This window comes from Pseudonocardia sp. Ae717_Ps2 (assembly GCF_001932475.1).
GTDB lineage: Bacteria > Actinomycetota > Actinomycetes > Mycobacteriales > Pseudonocardiaceae > Pseudonocardia.
Map to the genome: position 1 here is coordinate 4,039,536 of NZ_MCIS01000001.1, position 18,260 is coordinate 4,057,795.

18 protein-coding genes are annotated in these 18,260 nt (G+C 75.0%); 6 read left to right on the top strand and 12 right to left on the bottom strand.

What is annotated here, in order from left to right; translation table 11 throughout:
• Nucleotides 1–192: 192 nt before the first annotated feature.
• Nucleotides 193–1,269: an MBL fold metallo-hydrolase gene (locus tag Ae717Ps2_RS18485; RefSeq protein ID WP_075311145.1), complete on the bottom strand. Its 1,077-nt coding sequence runs from the start codon at nucleotides 1,267–1,269 to the stop codon at nucleotides 193–195.
• Nucleotides 1,270–1,492: 223 nt separating this feature from the next.
• Here Ae717Ps2_RS18485 and Ae717Ps2_RS18490 point away from each other — a divergent pair, with 223 nt between their 5' ends.
• Genes Ae717Ps2_RS18490 through Ae717Ps2_RS18500 form a run of 3 tightly spaced genes read left to right on the top strand, consistent with a single transcriptional unit; the run spans nucleotide 1,493 to nucleotide 2,766 of the window.
• Entirely contained in the window at nucleotides 1,493–1,705 is a 213-nt protein-coding gene (locus Ae717Ps2_RS18490; RefSeq protein ID WP_020623051.1) for a helix-turn-helix domain-containing protein, read from the top strand.
• Between the two features lie 15 nt (nucleotides 1,706–1,720).
• On the top strand, nucleotides 1,721–2,473 hold the full coding sequence (locus tag Ae717Ps2_RS18495) for a methyltransferase domain-containing protein (protein WP_075333656.1): 753 nt from the start codon (nucleotides 1,721–1,723) through the stop codon (nucleotides 2,471–2,473).
• Nucleotides 2,474–2,529: 56 nt separating this feature from the next.
• Entirely contained in the window at nucleotides 2,530–2,766 is a 237-nt protein-coding gene (locus Ae717Ps2_RS18500) for a hypothetical protein (protein WP_020623049.1), read from the top strand.
• A 4-nt stretch (nucleotides 2,767–2,770) separates the two neighbouring features.
• Here Ae717Ps2_RS18500 and Ae717Ps2_RS18505 read toward each other — a convergent pair whose 3' ends face one another.
• Nucleotides 2,771–3,241, bottom strand: a complete 471-nt coding sequence (locus Ae717Ps2_RS18505) for an NUDIX domain-containing protein (RefSeq protein ID WP_075311141.1) — start codon at nucleotides 3,239–3,241, stop codon at nucleotides 2,771–2,773.
• Between the two features lie 77 nt (nucleotides 3,242–3,318).
• Here Ae717Ps2_RS18505 and Ae717Ps2_RS18510 point away from each other — a divergent pair, with 77 nt between their 5' ends.
• Nucleotides 3,319–4,320: an alpha/beta fold hydrolase gene (locus tag Ae717Ps2_RS18510; protein ID WP_083695141.1), complete on the top strand. Its 1,002-nt coding sequence runs from the start codon at nucleotides 3,319–3,321 to the stop codon at nucleotides 4,318–4,320.
• A 12-nt stretch (nucleotides 4,321–4,332) separates the two neighbouring features.
• Here the strand turns inward: Ae717Ps2_RS18510 and Ae717Ps2_RS18515 are convergent, their stop codons facing one another.
• The 5 genes from Ae717Ps2_RS18515 to Ae717Ps2_RS18535 form a co-directional block, all read right to left on the bottom strand.
• Complete coding sequence (locus tag Ae717Ps2_RS18515; protein WP_075311139.1) at nucleotides 4,333–4,974, bottom strand: hypothetical protein; 642 nt, start codon at nucleotides 4,972–4,974, stop codon at nucleotides 4,333–4,335.
• Nucleotides 4,975–5,082: 108 nt separating this feature from the next.
• Nucleotides 5,083–7,953, bottom strand: coding sequence for a vitamin B12-dependent ribonucleotide reductase (locus Ae717Ps2_RS18520; RefSeq protein ID WP_075333657.1), 2,871 nt, complete (start codon nucleotides 7,951–7,953; stop codon nucleotides 5,083–5,085).
• A gap of 141 nt (nucleotides 7,954–8,094) precedes the next feature.
• Complete coding sequence (gene nrdR, locus Ae717Ps2_RS18525) at nucleotides 8,095–8,586, bottom strand: transcriptional regulator NrdR (RefSeq protein ID WP_020623044.1); 492 nt, start codon at nucleotides 8,584–8,586, stop codon at nucleotides 8,095–8,097.
• Between the two features lie 626 nt (nucleotides 8,587–9,212).
• The gene (locus Ae717Ps2_RS18530; protein WP_075333658.1) at nucleotides 9,213–10,049 is read right to left on the bottom strand and encodes a hypothetical protein; all 837 of its coding nucleotides are present in this window, start codon (nucleotides 10,047–10,049) and stop codon (nucleotides 9,213–9,215) included.
• Between the two features lie 163 nt (nucleotides 10,050–10,212).
• Nucleotides 10,213–10,437, bottom strand: coding sequence for a hypothetical protein (locus Ae717Ps2_RS18535; RefSeq protein WP_139318963.1), 225 nt, complete (start codon nucleotides 10,435–10,437; stop codon nucleotides 10,213–10,215).
• Nucleotides 10,438–10,679: 242 nt separating this feature from the next.
• On the opposite strand from Ae717Ps2_RS18535, the gene lexA reads away from it, so the two are divergent.
• On the top strand, nucleotides 10,680–11,438 hold the full coding sequence (gene lexA / locus Ae717Ps2_RS18540; protein WP_020624701.1) for a transcriptional repressor LexA: 759 nt from the start codon (nucleotides 10,680–10,682) through the stop codon (nucleotides 11,436–11,438).
• A gap of 28 nt (nucleotides 11,439–11,466) precedes the next feature.
• Here the strand turns inward: lexA and Ae717Ps2_RS36225 are convergent, their stop codons facing one another.
• The 5 genes from Ae717Ps2_RS36225 to Ae717Ps2_RS18565 are packed head-to-tail and all read right to left on the bottom strand — an operon-like array spanning nucleotide 11,467 to nucleotide 16,665.
• Nucleotides 11,467–12,549, bottom strand: a complete 1,083-nt coding sequence (locus Ae717Ps2_RS36225) for a hypothetical protein (RefSeq protein WP_075333659.1) — start codon at nucleotides 12,547–12,549, stop codon at nucleotides 11,467–11,469.
• Nucleotides 12,550–12,584: 35 nt separating this feature from the next.
• Entirely contained in the window at nucleotides 12,585–14,075 is a 1,491-nt protein-coding gene (gene hflX / locus Ae717Ps2_RS18550) for a GTPase HflX (RefSeq protein WP_075333660.1), read from the bottom strand.
• A gap of 54 nt (nucleotides 14,076–14,129) precedes the next feature.
• Nucleotides 14,130–14,999, bottom strand: a complete 870-nt coding sequence (gene dapF, locus Ae717Ps2_RS18555; protein ID WP_020624396.1) for a diaminopimelate epimerase — start codon at nucleotides 14,997–14,999, stop codon at nucleotides 14,130–14,132.
• Nucleotides 14,996–15,970: a tRNA (adenosine(37)-N6)-dimethylallyltransferase MiaA gene (gene miaA / locus Ae717Ps2_RS18560; RefSeq protein ID WP_369804841.1), complete on the bottom strand. Its 975-nt coding sequence runs from the start codon at nucleotides 15,968–15,970 to the stop codon at nucleotides 14,996–14,998. The genes dapF and miaA overlap by 4 nt, the downstream gene beginning before the upstream one ends.
• The gene (locus Ae717Ps2_RS18565; RefSeq protein ID WP_075311127.1) at nucleotides 15,967–16,665 is read right to left on the bottom strand and encodes a hypothetical protein; all 699 of its coding nucleotides are present in this window, start codon (nucleotides 16,663–16,665) and stop codon (nucleotides 15,967–15,969) included. The genes miaA and Ae717Ps2_RS18565 overlap by 4 nt, the downstream gene beginning before the upstream one ends.
• A gap of 312 nt (nucleotides 16,666–16,977) precedes the next feature.
• Here Ae717Ps2_RS18565 and Ae717Ps2_RS18570 point away from each other — a divergent pair, with 312 nt between their 5' ends.
• On the top strand, nucleotides 16,978–18,258 hold the full coding sequence (locus Ae717Ps2_RS18570) for a DUF349 domain-containing protein (RefSeq protein WP_075312982.1): 1,281 nt from the start codon (nucleotides 16,978–16,980) through the stop codon (nucleotides 18,256–18,258).
• Nucleotides 18,259–18,260: the final 2 nt, after the last annotated feature.

Genomic DNA, 18,260 nt, shown 5'->3' on the forward strand with positions numbered 1-18,260 from the left:
TTCCCCTACGTCCTCGGCGCAGCGCGGTCGGTGCTGGGACCCGCGGTACAGATGTGCTGGGTGTGGGTGTGGTGACCTCCGTGGCGTGAGTGGACTCCGGTGACCTCACTCTGCCCGATTCCGCTCCGGGGAGCCACCCCGACACGACTACCGGGTGAACGGTGCGCGGCGTGTCGCGGCCCGGCGCGCGGGTCAGGCCGTGTAGGTGGCGACGGCGACCCCGGTGGCGGCGTCGGGAACCTCGGTCCGGCGCAGCTCACCGAGGTCGGCGAGCACGTCGAGGTGCGCCCCGGTCTCCAGGACCGCGAGGGTCCGGTTGAACAGGTCCATGTCCTCCAGCCGGCGTTCCCGCCGGGTCCAGCGCAGGACCCGGGCGACCGCGTCGGCGGTCGGATGGCCCGCGGCGACGGCGTCGCGGCACTGGGCGAGCCGGACCTCGTGGTGGGCCAGCAGCTCGTCGACGCGAGCGTGCGCGCCGCCACCGACCGGGCCGTGCGCGGGCAGCAGGGTCGCGTCCGGCCGGGACCGGACCAGGCGCAGCGAGTCGAGGAACTGCCCGAGCGGGCTCGCCACCGGCGACGGCTGCAGGCCGATCGACGGGGTGATCCGGGGCAGCACGTGGTCCCCGGCGAACAGCAGCTCGTGGGCCTCGTCGGCGAACACGAGGTGCCCACGGGTGTGCCCCGGGGTCTCCACCGCGGTCAGGGTGCGCGTGCCGGCCGGGTCGGCGACGGCGATGGCGGCGCGGTCGGCGACCCACTCGTCGGGGGCCTCCCACTCCTCGGGGAGCGGACGCGGCCACGGCCCGGCCCGGCCGAGCTCGTCGACGATGCCGGCGGCACCGGCACGCAGCAGCCGGGACCGGTCGGGTTCGCCCGGCGGCCGGGCCGGGTCGGTGATGACCTCCAGGTTCGGGCGCTCCCCCGCCCCGAGCAGCACCCGGGTGCCGTACTCGCGGCGCAGCACCGAGGCCAGCGTGTAGTGGTCGCGGTGAGCGTGGGTGACCAGGAAGCGGCGGACGTCGCCGAAACCGGAGCCCAGCGCCGCCAGCGCCTTGCCCAGCAGGTCGCGGGCCTCGTCGATCGCCCAGCCGGAGTCGATCAGGGTCCAGCCGGTGTCGTCGGCGAGTGCGTAGACGTTCACCGCCCGCAGCCCGTCCTGCGGCAGCGGCAGCGGGATCCGGTACACCCCGGGGGCGCTGCGGAACACGCCCGGCGCGGTCCAGTCGCCGTCCGGGTCGTCATCGGTCACGGTGGAAGCGGCGGTCACCGCCCGACGATAGATGACCGGATCCGGGGGCGCCGCACCCTCCTGCGGGGCACATCATCACCCCACGTGTCGGGCCGGGCACCGACAGTCGACATTTTCCGGACAGTCCACCCGAGGGTGGTACACGATCGCACCGGGAGGGTGGCCCGATCCGCGCTACCGTCCCTGCGTTCGGTGATCAGAGGGTCGGCCTGGGGGCGGGTCGGCGAAGGAGGGACGCAGCATGGCGGCAGGGATCCCGGAGCAACGGTCCGGGCAGGACGCGCCGTTCCTCACCGTGGCAGAGGTGGCGGACCGGATGCGGGTCTCCCGGATGACGGTGTACCGGCTGGTGCACTCCGGGGAGCTCCCCGCGGTGCGGTTCGGGCGCTCGTTCCGAGTGCCACCGGAGTCGGTGGAGGCGCTGATCGAGTCGGCGCGCTACACCGGCGGTTGAGACTAGGGAGCCGGAATGCTGCCGGTCGACGCCGCGAGCGCACGGAGGGTCGCGGACACCTACGACACCCCCGAGGCCCGGACCGAACGGGAACGGACCCTGGAGCTGCTGGGCCCGCGGGCCGGCGAGCAGATCCTGGTCGTCGGGACCGGACCGGGACAACTGCTCGACGACGTCGCCAGGGCCGTCGGTCCGGGTGCCACGGGGGTCGACCCGGACCCGGTGATGGTGACGCTGGCGCGACGCCGGTGCGGCACCCGTGCCGTCGTCACCCAGCGCGCGCTGGCCGGTCCGGGCTCGCTGCCCGGCGGTCCGTACGACGCCGTGGCCTGCCTGCAGGTCCTGGAGTTCGTCGACGACCTGCCGGCCACCGTCACCGAGCTGTACCGGGTCCTGCGCCCGGGTGGGCGGCTGCTCGTGCTGGACACGGACTGGACCTCGCTGCACTGGCCCGGGCCGGGGCAGGACCGGCACCGCCGCATCCGCGACGCGTGGTGCAGCACGGTGCCGCGGTCGCGGCTGCCCTACGAGCTGGGCCCGCTGCTGCAGCGCGCCGGGTTCGACGGGGAGTGGACACGACGGATGCCGATGCGCGGGCCGGCCTCCACCGGCTACGGCGCCGCGCTGCGGGAGATGGTCGCCGAGGCCGCGCCGGGCCGGTGCGGCCTCACCCGGGCCGAGGTCGACGCGTGGGCGTCGGGCGTCGCGTCCTGCGGCGACGAGCCGTTCTCGGTGGACCGCTGGTTCCTGGGCGCCGTCCGGCCCTGAACCGCGTGCGGACGGGGCGTGGCGCGCGGCGCTCCGGTCGGGCAGCATCTCGGGCCGTGGGCTCCCCGTCGTCGCAGACACCGATCACCGCGCGGGTGAGGATCGGGCAGCAGCCCGACTTCGTCCGGCTGTTCCAGACGCTCCCCCGGGCCGGGGAGTGGGTCAACTTCGCCCCACCCGGCCGGCGGCGCGACGACTACGAGGTCGACTGGGTGCTGCACTGGGCGATCGACCCCGACGACAGCGACAGCCCGGACGTCACCGTCGAGATCCAGCTCGTCGACCCGGAGTAGGCCGCTACCGGAAGCCGTGGCTGCGGACCGCGGCCACGTCGCCGTCGCGCAGGGCGTCGAGCACCGCGCGTTCGTGCGGGACCGTGTCGGCGGGCAGGTCGGCGAGCGCGAACCAGTCCAGGCCCGCGGTCTTCCCGTCCTCGGCGCGGCGTGGCTCGCCGGTCCAGCGACGGCAGGTGAAGAAGAAGTCGACGCGTTCGTCGACCGGGTCCCCGGTGCGCCCGGTGCGGTGCACCGCCGTGAGCGGGACCAGGTCGGCGGGGTCGACGGTGACGCCGAGCTCCTCCCGGGCCTCGCGCACCGCGGCGGCGGCCGCGTCCTCGCCGGCCTCGACGTGCCCGGCCGCGGCGGCGGCCCAGTGGCCGTCCATGAACCCGGTGCCGGCACGCATCTGGAGCAGCACCTCGGTGCGCTCACCGGTGCCGCGCAACAGCAGGACGTAGGACGCCGGGACGACCCGGTAGCGCTCGCTCACGCCGCCGACCCTAGGTGCCGTGGCGCCGTTCGCCGACGGCAACACCGGGGTAACGCGGCGGTCCTACCGTCGGTCCGATGGCGGCCCCCACCTCGCGCCCGGCACCGGTCGGCGACCGGCTCGGCGTCGTGCCGCCGCGGGACTCGGAGCTGCGGTTCCGCACCGTGCACGGCTACCGGCGGGCGTTCCGGGTGGCCGGGTCCGGGCCGGCGGTGGTGCTCGTGCACGGCATCGGGGACAGCTCGGCGACGTGGGAGGCGGTGTTCCCCGCGCTGGCCCGGCGGCACCTGGTGATCGCCCCTGACCTGCTGGGGCACGGGCACTCGGACAAGCCGCGCGCGGACTACTCGGTCGCCGCCTACGCCAACGGCGTGCGGGACCTCCTCGGCGTCCTCGGTGTCCCGCGCGCGACGCTGGTGGGGCACTCGCTGGGCGGTGGCGTCGCCATGCAGTTCGCCTACCAGTACCCCGACCGGACCGAGCGCCTGGTGCTGGTCGGCACCGGCGGGGCGGGCCCGGACGTGACGCCGCTGCTGCGCGCGGTCAGCCTGCCCGGTGCGCAGGCGGTGCTGGCGGCCTCGCAGCTGCCGCCGTTGCGGTGGCAGATCGGGTGGGCCCTCGACGCGCTGCGGCTGGTCGGCGCCGACCTCGGCCGTGACGCCGCCGACCTGCTCCGGCTGGTCGACGCGCTGCCCGACGCGACGTCGCGGGCGGCGTTCATCCGGACGCTGCGGGCCGTCGTCGACTGGCGCGGGCAGGTCGTGACCATGCTGGACCGCTGCTACCTGACCCGCGGGATGCCGACGATGCTGGTGTGGGGCGCCCGGGACGCGGTGGTGCCGCTTGCGCACGCCCACACCGCGCACGCGGCGATGCCGGGCAGCCGGCTGGAGGTGTTCGACGACGCCGGGCACTTCCCGCACCACAGCGACCCGGCCCGGTTCGTGGGGGTGCTGGAGGAGTTCCTCGACTCCACCGACCCGGCACGGTGGAGCCCCGAGCAGTGGCGTCAGCTGCTGCGCTGCCCTCCCCCGCCCGCCGGTGCCGGGGCGCGGCCGGGTCCGGTGTCGGCGACCTGACCCGGGCCGGCGTCAGAGGACGACGCCGAGCCAGCTGCCGGCGCACCCGTGGCAGGCGCCGTGCACCGTCGCGGCCCGGTGCACCGGGCGCAGGCAGATCACGCAGTGGGTGAGCCGGCGCCGGGCCCGGCGCAGCAGCCCGTCACGCACCTGGCGGATGGCGAGCCCGGGGTCGCCGTCCGGGTCGTCGCAGCCGGGCAGGACCGGCACCTCGACGGCGTCGGCCGGGTCGAGCACCGGGAGGTGGCCGTCCCAGCGGGGCTCCGGTCGGGCGAGCAGCACCGGCCCCGACGGGTCGAACCCGAGCATCAGCTGCGGCGGCTCCCCCGCGACGAACCAGGCCACCGGGTCCGGCTCCGCGCCGGGTGGGAGGAGCCCCGCCGAACGCAGGTCCGCATCGGTCCAGCCGCCGCGTCGCAGGTCGGCCGGGGTGAGCCCGAAGTGCCGCAGCCCGTCGGTCGGCAGGTCGAGCTCACGCAGCTCCGCCGGGGACGGGACGCCCACGTAGACGGTGCCGCGCTCCCCCGGCGGCTCGGCGACGGGCGCGGTGTCGTGGCCGTCCGCGACGCGCCACGGGGCGGCGACGAGCACGGCGAGCACCCGCGGGTCGACGCGCAGGCGCCCGGCCACCTCCGCGGTGCGGTCCTCGGTCACCCGGTCTCCGATCCCTGCACCGACGATCCCTGCACCGACGATCCTGCACCGCCACGCGCGCCGGGGCGGCCCCGATGTCGGAGCCGCCCCGGTGTGGTGCGGTGTCGCTCAGCTGCAGCCGCTGGTGGAGCCGCAGCCCTCGCAGAGGTAGCAGGACCCGGCGGGGCGCATCTTCGTCCCGCAGGTCATGCACAGCGGGGCGTCGGCGGCCTTGCCCAGCCGCAGTTCGAGCAGCTCGGTGGAGCTGCCGACCTCGACCGGTGCGGGCTCGGCACCGGCCTCCTTGCGCTCCTCGATCGTCGGCACCGAGGAACGGAACTCCTCGATGTCGAGCTTCTCGCCGGTGCCGTAGTCGTTCTCGACCTGGGCGGACCGCTCGTCGGAGGAGAAGATGCCCAGCTGGGCGCGCTTCTCGTACGGCAGGTGGTCCAGCGCCAGGCGGCGGAACAGGTAGTCCAGCACCGAGGTCGCGATCCGCACGTCCGGGTCGTCGGTCATCCCGGCCGGCTCGAAGCGCAGGTTGGAGAACTTCGAGACGTAGAACTCCAGCGGGATGCCGTACTGCAGGCCCACCGAGATCGACATCGAGAAGGCGTCCATCACACCGGCCAGGGTCGAGCCCTGCTTGCCGAGCTTGACGAAGATCTCGCCGAGGCCGTCGTCGGGGTAGCTGCCGGCGGTGAGGTAGCCCTCGGCGCCGCCGACGGTGAACGACACGGTCTCGCTGGGCCGCTTCTTCGGCAGCCGCTTGCGGACCGGCCGCTGCTCGACGACCGTGACCTTCTCGGCCTCCGCGGTGTCACCGCCGGCCTTCTTGTCGCCGCCCTTGCCCGCGGACAGCGGCTGGCCGACCTTGCAGTTGTCGCGGTAGATCGCCAGGGCCTTGAGACCGAGGCGCCACCCCTCGAGGTAGATCCGCTCGACGTCCTCGACGGTCGCCCGCTCGGGCATGTTGACCGTCTTGGAGATGGCGCCGGACAGGAACGGCTGCGCGGCGGCCATCATGCGGACGTGGCCCATCGGGGCGATCGTCCGGTCGCCCATGGCGCAGTCGAACACCTCGTAGTGCTCGGGCTTCATGCCCGGGGCGTCGACGACGTGGCCGTGCTCGGCGACGTACTCGACGATCGCCTCGGCCTGCTCGGCCTGGTAGCCGAGGTTGTCCAGGGCCCGGCGCACCGACTGGTTGACGATCTGCATGGAGCCGCCGCCGACCAGCTTCTTGAACTTGACCAGCGCCAGGTCCGGCTCGATGCCGGTCGTGTCGCAGTCCATCATCAGGCCGATCGTGCCGGTCGGGGCCAGCACCGACGCCTGCGCGTTGCGCCAGCCGTTGACCTCACCGATGTCCTGGCACTGCTTCCAGACCTGGGTGGCGAGCTTCTGCACCGGGGTGCTGGAGGCGAAGGTGCGGATGCGGTCGTTCTCCGCGGCGTGCTTGCGGATGACCCGCTGGTGGGCCTCGGCGTTGCGGGCGTAGCCCTCGTACGGACCGACGACACCGGCGAGCTCGGCGGAGCGCTTGTACGCGGCACCGGTCATCAGCGAGGTGATGGACCCGGCGAGCGCGCGGCCGCCCTCGGAGTCGTACGCGTGGCCGGTCGCCATGAGCAGCGCGCCGAGGTTGGCGTAGCCGATGCCCAGCTGGCGGAACTTCCGGGTGGTGTCGGCGATCGGCTCGGTCGGGAAGTCCGCGAAGCAGATCGAGATGTCCATCGCGGTGATGATCAGCTCGACGGCCTTGGCGAAGGTCTCGGCGTCGAACCGGTCGTCGGAGTCGAGGAACTTCAGCAGGTTCAGCGACGCGAGGTTGCAGCTGGAGTTGTCCAGGTGCATGTACTCCGAGCACGGGTTCGACGCGCTGATGCGGCCGGACTCCGGGGTGGTGTGCCAGTCGTTGATCGTGCCGTCGTACTGGATGCCCGGGTCGGCGCAGTTCCAGGCCGCCTCGGCGATGCCGCGGAAGAGCTTGCGGGCGTCGACGCGCTCGATGACCTCACCGGTCATCCGGGCACGCAGACCGAAGTCGGTGCCCTCCTCGACCGCGCGCATGAACTCGTCGGTGACGCGGACGGAGTTGTTGGCGTTCTGGTACTGCACCGAGGTGATGTCGGAGCCGCCCAGGTCCATGTCGAAGCCGGCGTCGCGCAGGACGCGGACCTTGGCCTCCTCCTTGGCCTTGGTCTCGACGAACTCCTCGATGTCGGGGTGGTCGACGTCGAGGACGACCATCTTCGCCGCGCGCCGCGTGGCGCCGCCGGACTTGATGGTGCCCGCGGAGGCGTCGGCACCGCGCATGAACGAGACCGGGCCCGAGGCGGTGCCGCCCGAGGACAGCAGCTCCTTCGACGAGCGGATGCGCGAGAGGTTCAGGCCGGCACCGGAGCCGCCCTTGAAGATCAGGCCCTCCTCGCGGTACCAGTTCAGGATCGACTCCATGGTGTCGTCGACCGAGAGGATGAAGCAGGCGCTGACCTGCTGCGGGCTGGCGGTGCCGACGTTGAACCACACCGGCGAGTTGAAGCTGAACACCTGGTGGATCAGCATCCAGGTCAGCTCGTGGTCGAAGATCTCGGCGTCGCCCTCGGTGGCGAAGTAGCCGTGCTCGAGACCGGCCCGCTTGTAGGTGCCGACGACCCGCTCGACGAGCTGCTTCAGGCTCGACTCACGGGTGTCCGAGCCCACCGCGCCGCGGAAGTACTTGCTGGTGACGATGTTGGTGGCGTTGACCGACCAGCTGCGCGGGAACTCGACGCCGCGCTGCTCGAAGTTGACCGTGCCGTCGCGCCAGTTGGTCATGACGACGTCGCGGCGCTCCCACTCCACCTCCTCGTAGGGGTGGACCCCTTCGGTGGTGAAGACACGCTGGACGGTCAGGCCGGGCGCGCGCTTGGCGCCGGTCTTCCCGCGGCTGCGCGCCGGCTTGGTAGCCGCGCTCTCACCGGTGTCTGTCGTCGGGCCCCCGACGGTCTCGGTCATGCATGCCTCCGCACTTGTCACCGTGTACCACCCGCGCGCTGGGGTGCGCGGACGGTCTTCCCCTCCGGTACGACCTGCGACGACGGCCGGTACCGGTCGCCCCCTCGCGGGGTGCGCGCCGGACCCGTGCCGCCGAGCGGCTCACCCGTCCCGGTTGTGGCCGGCCTCGTCGTCGGCTGCTTCCCCGGCAGCCGCCGAACGCAGGTCGGCGATCTCCTTCTCGAAGTCCTCGATGGAGGAGAAGGAGCGATAGACGCTCGCAAATCTCAGGTACGCGACCTCGTCGAGCTCACGCAGCGGCCCGAGGATCGCCAGTCCGACCTCGTGGCTGGGAAGCTCCGCCGCCCCGCGTGCCCGCACGGTCTCCTCGACCCGGTGGGCGAGCTGCTGCAGGTCGTCCTCGTCGACCGGCCGGCCCTGGCACGCCCGCCGAACCCCGCTGACGACCTTCTGTCGACTGAAGGGCTCGGTCACCCCGCTGCGCTTGACGACGGCGAGCACGGCCTCCTCGACCGTGGTGAACCGGCGTCCGCACGAGGTGCAGGACCGGCGCCGACGGGTGCAGGTCCCGTCGTCGGCGGTCCGTGAGTCGATCACGCGGGAATCCGGGTGCCGGCAGAACGGGCAGCGCATGGACGCTCACACCCTCTCCCGTAACGTTCCGGAAACTCTCCGCAGCAATCCATCCCCCCAACCAGTGGCGGAACAACGTCAATGTAACCCCTACATCTAGGGGTCCGCCATCCCGGGGCCCACGCCGCGCCGAGCTTCGCCCGATCGGGATCCGAGCGTTGCACACCACGTTCCGCGACCGGCTCGTCGCCGACGATCATGGAGGGGGACATCGGCGCTGGTGGCGCCGAGGAACGTCACGCGCGGCGCCGTCCGTCGCGCCGCGGGGACCGCGACCGGCGGCCACCCGATGCGGGGACACGCCCTGCCGACGCGCCCGGCGGCTCACCGCCGACGATCCGGCGACATCCCGGCGACCGCCGCCCGACATCCGCGTGCCGGCCCGGCGCATGCCGTCACCCGATGCGACGCCGACACGGCGCCGGATCGCTCCACACCGTCACCGCACCGCCACCGCCGTGACCACGGTCGCCGCGCCGGCACCGCACCACGGCACGCCCGACCGGCTCCGCCCCGGGAGCCCGACACGTCGGCACCGCACCACTGCATGACCCGGGCCGGACACGCCGGCACCACTCCGGGCCACCGGCCCAGCCCACGAGACCGCACCGCGGCCCCGACACTCCTCAGCGCACGGCACCGACCGACGGCACGGCGGCCGCGGGGGCGTTCCAGCCCGCCGCCGCGTCGCCCAGCAGCCCGAGCGCCACCACCGCGGTCGTGGCGCACAGCAGCACCGCGACCCCGGTCAGGAACCGCTCCAGGCGCCCGCGGACCCGGCTGCGGGCCGGGCGGGGGCGGGCCGGGACCAGGCAACGCCGGTCCAGCGGACGGACCGTGCGCGGCGCCGGCACGGCCACCGACCGCGGACCGGACGGCGCCGCGACCCGGGCGGGCCGCACCAGGGTCGCCGTGGAGCCCGGCGCCGAGGTGGTGCAGCGGGGCGTCCGGACCGCGACGTTCGGACCACCGGTGACGCCACGCGGGACCGCCGGACCGACCGGTGCCGCGGTCCGGGCCGCACGCCCGTGAGCCGTCGGACCGTGAGCCGTCGGACCAGGCGCCGTCGGACCGGACGTCGGAACACCGGGCGCCGAGACACCAGGCACCGGGACACCAGGCACCGGGACACCAGGTACCGGGACACCAGGCACCGGGACACCAGGCACCGAGACACCGGCTGCCGAGACACCGGACGCCGTGGCGCGCCGGGAACGGGCGGCGGGGTGCCGCGCGACCGACTCGGTCAGTGCGCGCTCCCGTGCACCGTGGGCGGCCCACCGGTGCGCGGCGCGCGCGACGGCCGACGAGCCGGCACCGGCCGGACCGGCCACACCCTCCGCCGCCCGCACCCGCTCCCGGGCGGCGCGCCGGGCGCGCGAGGTGGGGGTGCCGGGCGCGGGGGCACCGGTCAGGCAGCCGACCGCGCCGTGGTCGCGGATCCGCTCGTCGAGCTCTCGCATGGTTCCTCCTGCCGTCGGACCGCCCGTCCCCCGGGCGGTCTCGTCTCCCCCGCTCCCGACCGGCCCTTCCCCGAGCCCGGTCGAACGGGCGTACGAGCGGTGTAGCACCCGACACCGACAACAACCGCGTCTCCGCAGGTCACCGCACGTGCCGGAGACGCTCTCAGCGTGGCGCGCCGACCGCGGGCGGCACGGCCGGGCCGTGGGCGGCGACGTCGGCGACCACCCCGAGCGCGACGACCGCGGCCGCCGAGGCCAGCAGGACACCCACCGCCGCCACCACGCGGCGCACGGGACCCGGCGTCGGTACGGGCCGCACCGCGCCGGCCGCGGTGCCGACCGGAGCCCGTCCGATGACCGTCATACCCCCGATGACCGCTGCGTCCACGATCGCCACCCCCACTGCCGTTCCCGCTGCCGGTCGCCCCGCGCGGCCGGACGGCGACGCGGACGGCATCCGATCGAACCAGACCGATCGAACTGGTGTTCGATCGAACGCCTGTGCGATGTTCTACCACCACGGCCCGACGGAATCCACGACACGCCCCGGGCGACTTCGAACGCATGTTTGGCGAACGGGCCCGCGACGGCTAGGGTCGTCGCCGTAAGTACCCCGAGGAGGCGAATGCGATGGCAGCGGACGACACCGGACACGGTGGTCCCGGCGTGACCGGCACCGCCGCGGACCGGGGATCCGCGACGGTCCGGGAGTTCCCCGACCCCGCGACCGACACCCGCGGCCTGACCCCGCGGCAGAAGAAGGTCCTGGCCGTCATCCGGGACTGGGTGGACCGGTACGGCTACCCGCCCAGCGTCCGCGAGATCGGTGACGCGGTGGGCCTCACGTCCACCTCGTCGGTGCACCACCAGCTCCGGACCCTGGAGCGCAAGGGCTTCCTCCGGCGCGACCCGAACCGCACCCGCGCGGTCGACGTCCGCAGCCCGGAGCAGATCGCCGGCACCGACGGGTCGGACTCCGACGCCGACACCGCCGAGCTGCGTTCCGCGCGGCCGGCGCCGGCGTTCGTGCCGCTCATCGGCGACATCGCCGCCGGTGGCCCGATCCTGGCCGAGCAGGCCGTGCAGGACGTGTTCCCGCTGCCGCGCGAGATCGTCGGCGAGGGCACGCTGTTCCTGCTCAACGTCAAGGGTGACTCGATGGTCGACGCCGCGATCACCGACGGCGACTGGGTCGTCGTGCGTCAGCAGCCGGTGGCCGAGCAGGGCGAGATCGTGGCCGCGATGATCGACGGCGAGGCGACGGTGAAGACGTTCCGCCGCAAGGACGGGCACATCTGGCTGATGCCGGCGAACGACGCCTACGACCCGATCCCGGGTGACGACGCGTCGATCCTCGGCCGCGTCGTGGCGGTCCTGCGCCGCCTCTGACCTCCTCGGCGGCGCCCGGTTCCCGCGGTCAGCGGGACCGGCGGCGCCGTCCGTGCAGGGACATCGCGACGGCACCGGTCACCAGCAGCACCGCGAGCACCGCCGCCCCGCCCGCGGCGGGCAGCCACGACGGGTACGTGCGGTACTCCGGCACCTCGGCGGGCTGGGCCACGACCGGTGCCCGTGGGCCGGTCGCCGCGGGCACCGCGCCCGGGACGACGGTGATCGCCGCCGCGGTCGGGCCCCGGGCCTCGCTGCCGGAGTGCAATGCACCCCGGCCGTCCGGGGCGATCGCCTCGCCCTGGGCCTCGTCCGGCAACGGCACCGGCAGTGGTGCCCCGCCCAGCGCCGCGACCAGCACGTCGGCCGTCGCCGGTCCGCCGACGGGCAGCGGGAACACCCAGGCGTCGGTGTAGGTCCGCAGCACGGCGGCGCGTCCGCCGTCGGCCCCGGTCGGTGAGACCCCGCCGCCGGTGATCGTGCGGGATCCGGCAGCCCCGAGCGGCCCGCCACCGGTGCCCGACCAGGGCAGCACGACCTGTGCCACCCGACGCAGCGGGACCGGGCCCCCGCCCTCGCGCAGCGGTGCGTCGGGTCGGTACACCCCGGCGGCCCCGGTGGTCTTGTCCACCAGCAGGGGCACGCCGTCGTCGCCGACCAGCAGCGCCTCGACGTCGCGCGGACCGTCCGGATAGTCCAGGTCGTACACGCGTGGCGGCCCGGCCGGGGGCAGCACGACGAGCCGGACCGAGCCACGCTGTGCCCCGTTGTCACCGGTGTCGGCGAGCCAGAGATCCCCGCCCGGCCCGAGCCCGAGGTCCTCGACGTCGGTGACCGGGACGTCGGCCTGCCGGGTTCCGGTGACTGCGCAGCCGGACGGGTCCAGGGTGAACGTCCGCGCGGTCCCCCCGCCGTCGACGATCGCGTGGTACCGCTGCGGGGCTCCGCCGGGCGGGCCCTGCGCGACCAGCCCGGACAGCTCCGCCAGCCGCGGATCGTCGACGGTGCAGACCGGGTGCGCCCCGGGCGGCGGCGCGGCCGCACCCGTGAGCGCACCGGCCAGGCAGAGGACAGTGGTCAGGCAGACGACAATGGTCAGGCGGCGGGCCACGACCCCCGGACGCGGCCGCCCACCCGGCCGCCCATTCAGTGGCCCGCTGCCGTCGCCGGCAGGTCGGCGCCGGTCCCGATCGGGACGGCAGAGCCCGCCACCGCGAACGGCAGCACCGCGGTGCCCAGCTCCGGCTTCACCCGCGCCCGGATCCGGGTGCCGTCGGCGGTGTGGGACTCGGCGAGGATCTCGCCGTCGTCGTGCAGCCGCGCGACCAGCGCACCCTCGGTGTAGGGCAGCAGGAGGTCGACCTCGTAGTCCGGGCGCGGCAGGCGCTCGGCGATGTGCTCGCGGAGCCGGTCGATCCCGGTGCCGCTGTGTGCCGAGACGAACACGGCGTCCGGCTGGGCGTGCCGCAGCCGGGCCAGCGCGAGGTCACCGGCCGCGTCGATCTTGTTGATCACGAGCAGCTCGGGGGGCATCGTGTCGCCCGCGGCCTCCCCCACCTCGACGAGCACCTGACGGACCGCGGCGATCTGGTCGTCGGGCAGCGGGTCGGACCCGTCGACGACGTGCACCAGCAGGTCGGCCCGGGCGGCCTCCTCCAGCGTGGAGCGGAACGCCTCGACGAGCTGGTGCGGCAGGTGCCGCACGAACCCGACGGTGTCGGTGAGGGTGTAGTCGTGCCCGTCGGGCGTCTGTGCCTTGCGGGTGGTCGGGTCCAGCGTCGCGAACAACGCGTCCTGCACCAGAACCCCGGCGTCGGTGAGCTGGTTGAGCAGGCTCGACTTGCCCGCGTTGGTGTAGCCGACGATCGCGACCGAGGGGATCTCGTTGCGGCGACGGCTGCCGCGCTGGGTCTCGCGGACCTGGCGCATCGCACCGATCTCGCGGCGCAGCTTCGACATCCGCGCGCGGATGCGGCGCCGATCCAGCTCGATCTTCGTCTCACCGGGGCCACGGCCACCGATACCGACGCCGCCCGCGGCCCGGCCACCGACCTGCCGGGACAGCGCCTCACCCCAGCCGCGCAGCCGCGGCAGCAGGTAGGACAGCTGCGCGAGCTCGACCTGGGCCTTGCCGTCCCGGGAGCGGGCGTGCTGGGCGAAGATGTCGAGGATCAGCGCGGTCCGGTCGATGACCTTGACCTTGAGCCGCTCCTCCAGCTGACGGAGCTGGCCGGGTGACAGCTCGCCGTCGCAGATCACGGTGTCGGCGCCGGTGGCGCGGACGACCCCGAGCAGCTCCTCGACCTTGCCGGAGCCGATGAACGTGGCCGGGTCCGGGCTGGAGCGGCGCTGCACGAGGCCGTCCATCACCTCGGAACCGGCGGTCTCGGCGAGGCGGGCCAGCTCGGTCATCGAGTTGTCGGCCTGCTCGGCCGTGCCCTCGGTCCAGACACCGACGAGCACGACCCGCTCCAGCTGGAGCTTGCGGTACTCGACCTCGGTGATGTCGGTGAGCTCGGTGGACAGCCCGTGGATCCGGCGCAGCGACGTGCGCTCCTCCAGGTCGAGCTCGCCACCCGTCGGAACCGGGTTCGACGTGGAAGGGGTCACGGAGGGGTGCGTGTGGGCATCAGTCATCTCGCCCCCATCCTCCCACGTCGCGGGACTCGTGTCCGCCCCGATTCGCGGGCCTCAGGCGGGAGCGTCCCACCACGCACGGTCCAGCTCGCCGGAGGCGAGCAGCACCGCGGGGCCGTGCAGCGTCGTGGGCCCGGTCCGCTCGTCGGTGCCGGCCTCCACCGTCACCCGCAGCAACCCGCCCGGAACGGTGACCTGCACGTCCCCGGCGGTGTGCCCGGCGTGCCGCAGCGCGGCCACGGCGGCCGCGACGGTCCCGGTGCCGCAGGAGCGGGTCTCCCCCACACCGCGTTCGTGCACCCGCATCCGGATGCGGCCGCCGTCGGCGGGGCCGTCCAGCGGGGTCAGGAACTCGACGTTCACCCCGTTCGGGAACAGCGCCGGGTCGTAGGAGGGCGCGCGGGTCAGGTCGAGGGTGTCCGGGTCGGCCGCGGTGACGCAGGCCAGGTGCGGGTTCCCGACGTCGAGGGCGATGCCGTCGAAGCGCGCGTCGCCGCTGGTGGCGACCGACGCCGGGCCGACGCCGACCGTCCCGAGCCCGACCGAGACCCCGTCCGGCCCGACGGCGGTGTCGAGCACCCCGTTGCGGGTGCCGACCGGGCCACCCGTGGCCCAGCCGCGCTCGTGCAGGTAGCGGGCGAACACACGCAGGCCGTTGCCGCACATCTCGGCGAGCGAGCCGTCGGCGTTGCGGTAGTCCATGAACCACTCGACGCCGTCGACGGGCTCCCCGACGCCGGGCTCACCGGCGAGCTTCGCCCAGCGCACGACCCGCAGCACCCCGTCCGCGCCGAGGCCGCGGCGGCGGTCGCACACCGCGGAGACCCGGGCCGGGGTGAGGTCGAGCGCGGCGTCCGGGTCGGGCAGCACCACGAAGTCGTTCTGCGTGCCGTGCCCCTTGCTGAACGCGATGCCGCCGGTCATGCCACCAGCCTACGAGCGAGCACCGCACGCGCCGAGGCCACCAGGTCCGGGTCGGCGCCGTCGAGCCAGTGGATGCGCCGGTCCCGGCGGAACCAGGAGCGCTGGCGGCGCACGAACCGCCGGGTCGCGCGGACCGTCTCCTCCCGGACGACGGCGAGGTCGGGGTGGTCGGGGTCGCGGTCGAGGGCCTCGATCACCTGCCGGTAGCCCAGCGCGCGGGACGCGGTGCGGCCGTGGGCGAGCCCGCGCGGGAGCAGCGCGCGGGTCTCGTCGACCAGGCCGTCGTCGAGCATCCGGTCCACCCGCAGCGCGACCCGCTCGTCGAGCTCGGCGACGTCGCGGTCCACGCCGAGCAGCACGGCGTCGTAGCGGGGGACGCCGGCACCGGGCAGGGTCGCGCGGAACGGCCTGCCGGTCAGTGCGATCACCTCCAGCGCGCGGACGATCCGCCGGCCGTTCGAGGGCAGCACCTGCTCGGCGGCGACCGGGTCGGCCGCGGCGAGGCGGGCGTGCAGCGCGCCGGACCCGTCACGTTCCAGCTCGGCCTCCAGCTCGGCGCGCAGCTCCGGGTCGGTGCCGGGGAACTCCAGCTCGTCGAGCACGGCCTGCACGTAGAGCCCCGAGCCGCCGACCAGCACCGGGGTGCGCCCGGCGGCGCGCAGCTCCTCGATGACCGCGCGGGCCGCCCGCTGGTAGGCCGCGACCGAGGCGGTCTCGGTGACGTCGAGGACGTCGAGCTGGTGGTGGACGACGCCGCGCCGCTCGTGCGGGGCGAGCTTCGCGGTGCCGATGTCCAGACCGCGGTAGAGCTGCATGGCGTCGGCGTTGACGACGTCGCCGTCCAGCGCCAGTGCCAGCTCCAGGCCCAGGTCCGACTTCCCGGTCGCGGTCGGCCCGACGACGGCGACCAGCGGCGGTGCGGCCGGTGCCGGCGCGGCCGGCGGTGGTGCAGCCGGTGGTGGCGCGCTCACGCCGGTTCCCACAGCGCCACGTGGTAGGCGACGCCGTAGGGCATCGAGGTGTGCCGGTGCGCCGCCGTCCAGGAGCGCCCGCGCGCGGCACCGGCCAGCACCTGCCACGGCGCGCGGCCCGAGGCCCAGAGCGCGGCGGCGCCGTCCGGGTCGAGCCGGGCGAGCGGCTCGGGATCACCGGCGTCGAACGCGGCGGCGACGACGGCGTCGAACGCTTCGGCCCGGCCGTCGAACCCGCCGGGGGCCTTCGCGGTGTGCTTGGCCGCGCCGTCACCGACGACGAGCAGCCCCACCCCCTCGCCGGCCAGCTCGGCGCCCAGCGCCAGGCAGTCCGCGACCGGGGTGTCCGGTGCGACGAGCTCGCCGCGCGCCGAGCCGACCCCGGCCGGGGCCGCCCAGGCCGCGACCAGCAGCGGCAGCGGCAGCTCGGCGCCCTCGTCCGGACCGGCCGGGCCGGGCAGCGCGACGGGGACGTCGCGGCCGTAGCCGGCGAAGGTGCCGCGGGTGCCCGGGTCCACGGTGCGCCGCCCGCCGGGGTCGGCGCCGACGACGACCCAGCGCTGGGCCGCCGCGGCGAGACCCGTCACCGCGGCGACGACGGCCTCGCGCAGCCCCTCGGTCTCGACCGCCGCGTCGCCGCTCAGGGCGGGGACGAGGAGCGGGGGCTGGGGCAGGACGGCGATCGCGGCGGGCACGGGCTCCGAGGGTAATCAGCGCCCGCGGCCACGACTCCCGTACCCGGCCGGAGGGCACGCGGTTCCCCCGAGGGCGGTGGACCTGCTTGAATCGCCGTTCCGGCCTCCGCACCGCGCGAGGATCCGGTGCGCGCACGGCCCCGGACGGACGTCCGCACGGGGCGCCCGCCCCGCGGCGGGCCGAACGAGGAGGACCTACCGGTGTCCGAGACCCACGCGACCGACGCTGCAGGACAGGGTGCCGAGCCCACCCGGCCCACCCCGCCGAAGCCGGGGCCGCCCCGGCCCGGACCGCCGCCCGCCGCCCGACCCGTGCCCACCCCGGCCGCGGTCGCACCACCCGCACCGCCCGCCGCCCTGCCGTCCCCGGTGCCCTCCGCGGCAGACGACCCGGGCCGCTGGGGCCGCGCCGACGACGACGGCACCATCACCCTGGTCACCGCCGACGGCGAGCGGGTCGTCGGCTCCTACCAGGCCGGGCCGCCCGCCGAGGGCCTGGAGCACTACGCGAAGCGGTTCGACGCGCTGGTCACCGAGACCGAGGTGCTCGCCGCGCGGATCGCCGGCGGCGGGGATGCGAAGGCGTCACTGACCGCGCTGACCGCGCTGCGCGACGGCCTCGACTCCGCGCACGTGGTCGGGGACGTGCCCGCCCTGCGCACGCGGCTCGACGAGCTGGTCGGCCTCGCCGAGCAGGGCGTCAGCGCGGCGAAGGAGGAGCGCGAGCGCGCCCGGCACGACGCCGTCGCCCGCAAGGAGGCGCTCGCCGTCGAGGCCGAGAAGATGGCCGTGGACTCCACCCAGTGGAAGCAGGCCGGGGACCGGTACAAGGCGATCCTCGACGAGTGGCGCACCATCCGCGGCGTCGACAAGAAGACCGACGAGCAGCTGTGGAAGCGCTTCTCGAAGGCCCGCGAGGCGTTCAACCGGCGGCGCGGCTCCCACTTCGCCGACCTCGACCGCCAGCGGGTCACCGCGAAGGCCCGCAAGGAGGAGCTCGTCGCGCAGGCCGAGGCCCTCGCCGACTCCGACGAGTGGAACGCGACCGCGGCCGCCTACCGCGACCTGATGACCGAGTGGAAGGCGGCGGGCCGCGCCCACCGCGAGGCCGACGACGCACTGTGGGCCCGCTTCCGCGGCGCGCAGGACCGCTTCTTCGCCCGCCGCGGCGAGCACTTCTCCGCCCGCGACACCGAGTTCGCCGAGAACGCCGAGGCGAAGCGGGCGCTGCTCGCCGAGGCCGAGACGATCGACCTGTCCGACCCGGACGGCGCACGGGCCCGGCTGCGCGAGATCCAGGAGCGCTGGGAGGCCATCGGCAAGGTCCCGCGCGAGGAGATCCGCACCTTGGAGGGACGGCTGCGCGGGATCGAGGACAAGGTCGCCGCCGCCGCGGACGCGCAGTGGCGCCGCACCGACCCCGAGACCCAGGCACGCGTCGAGCAGTTCCGGGCGCGGGTCGAGCAGTTCGAGGCGCAGGCGGAGAAGGCCGGGGCGGCCGGTGACCGCAGGCGCGCCGAGCAGGCCCGCGCGCAGGCGGCACAGTGGCGGGAGTGGCTCACCGCCGCCGAGCAGGCGGTCGACGAGCGGTAGGG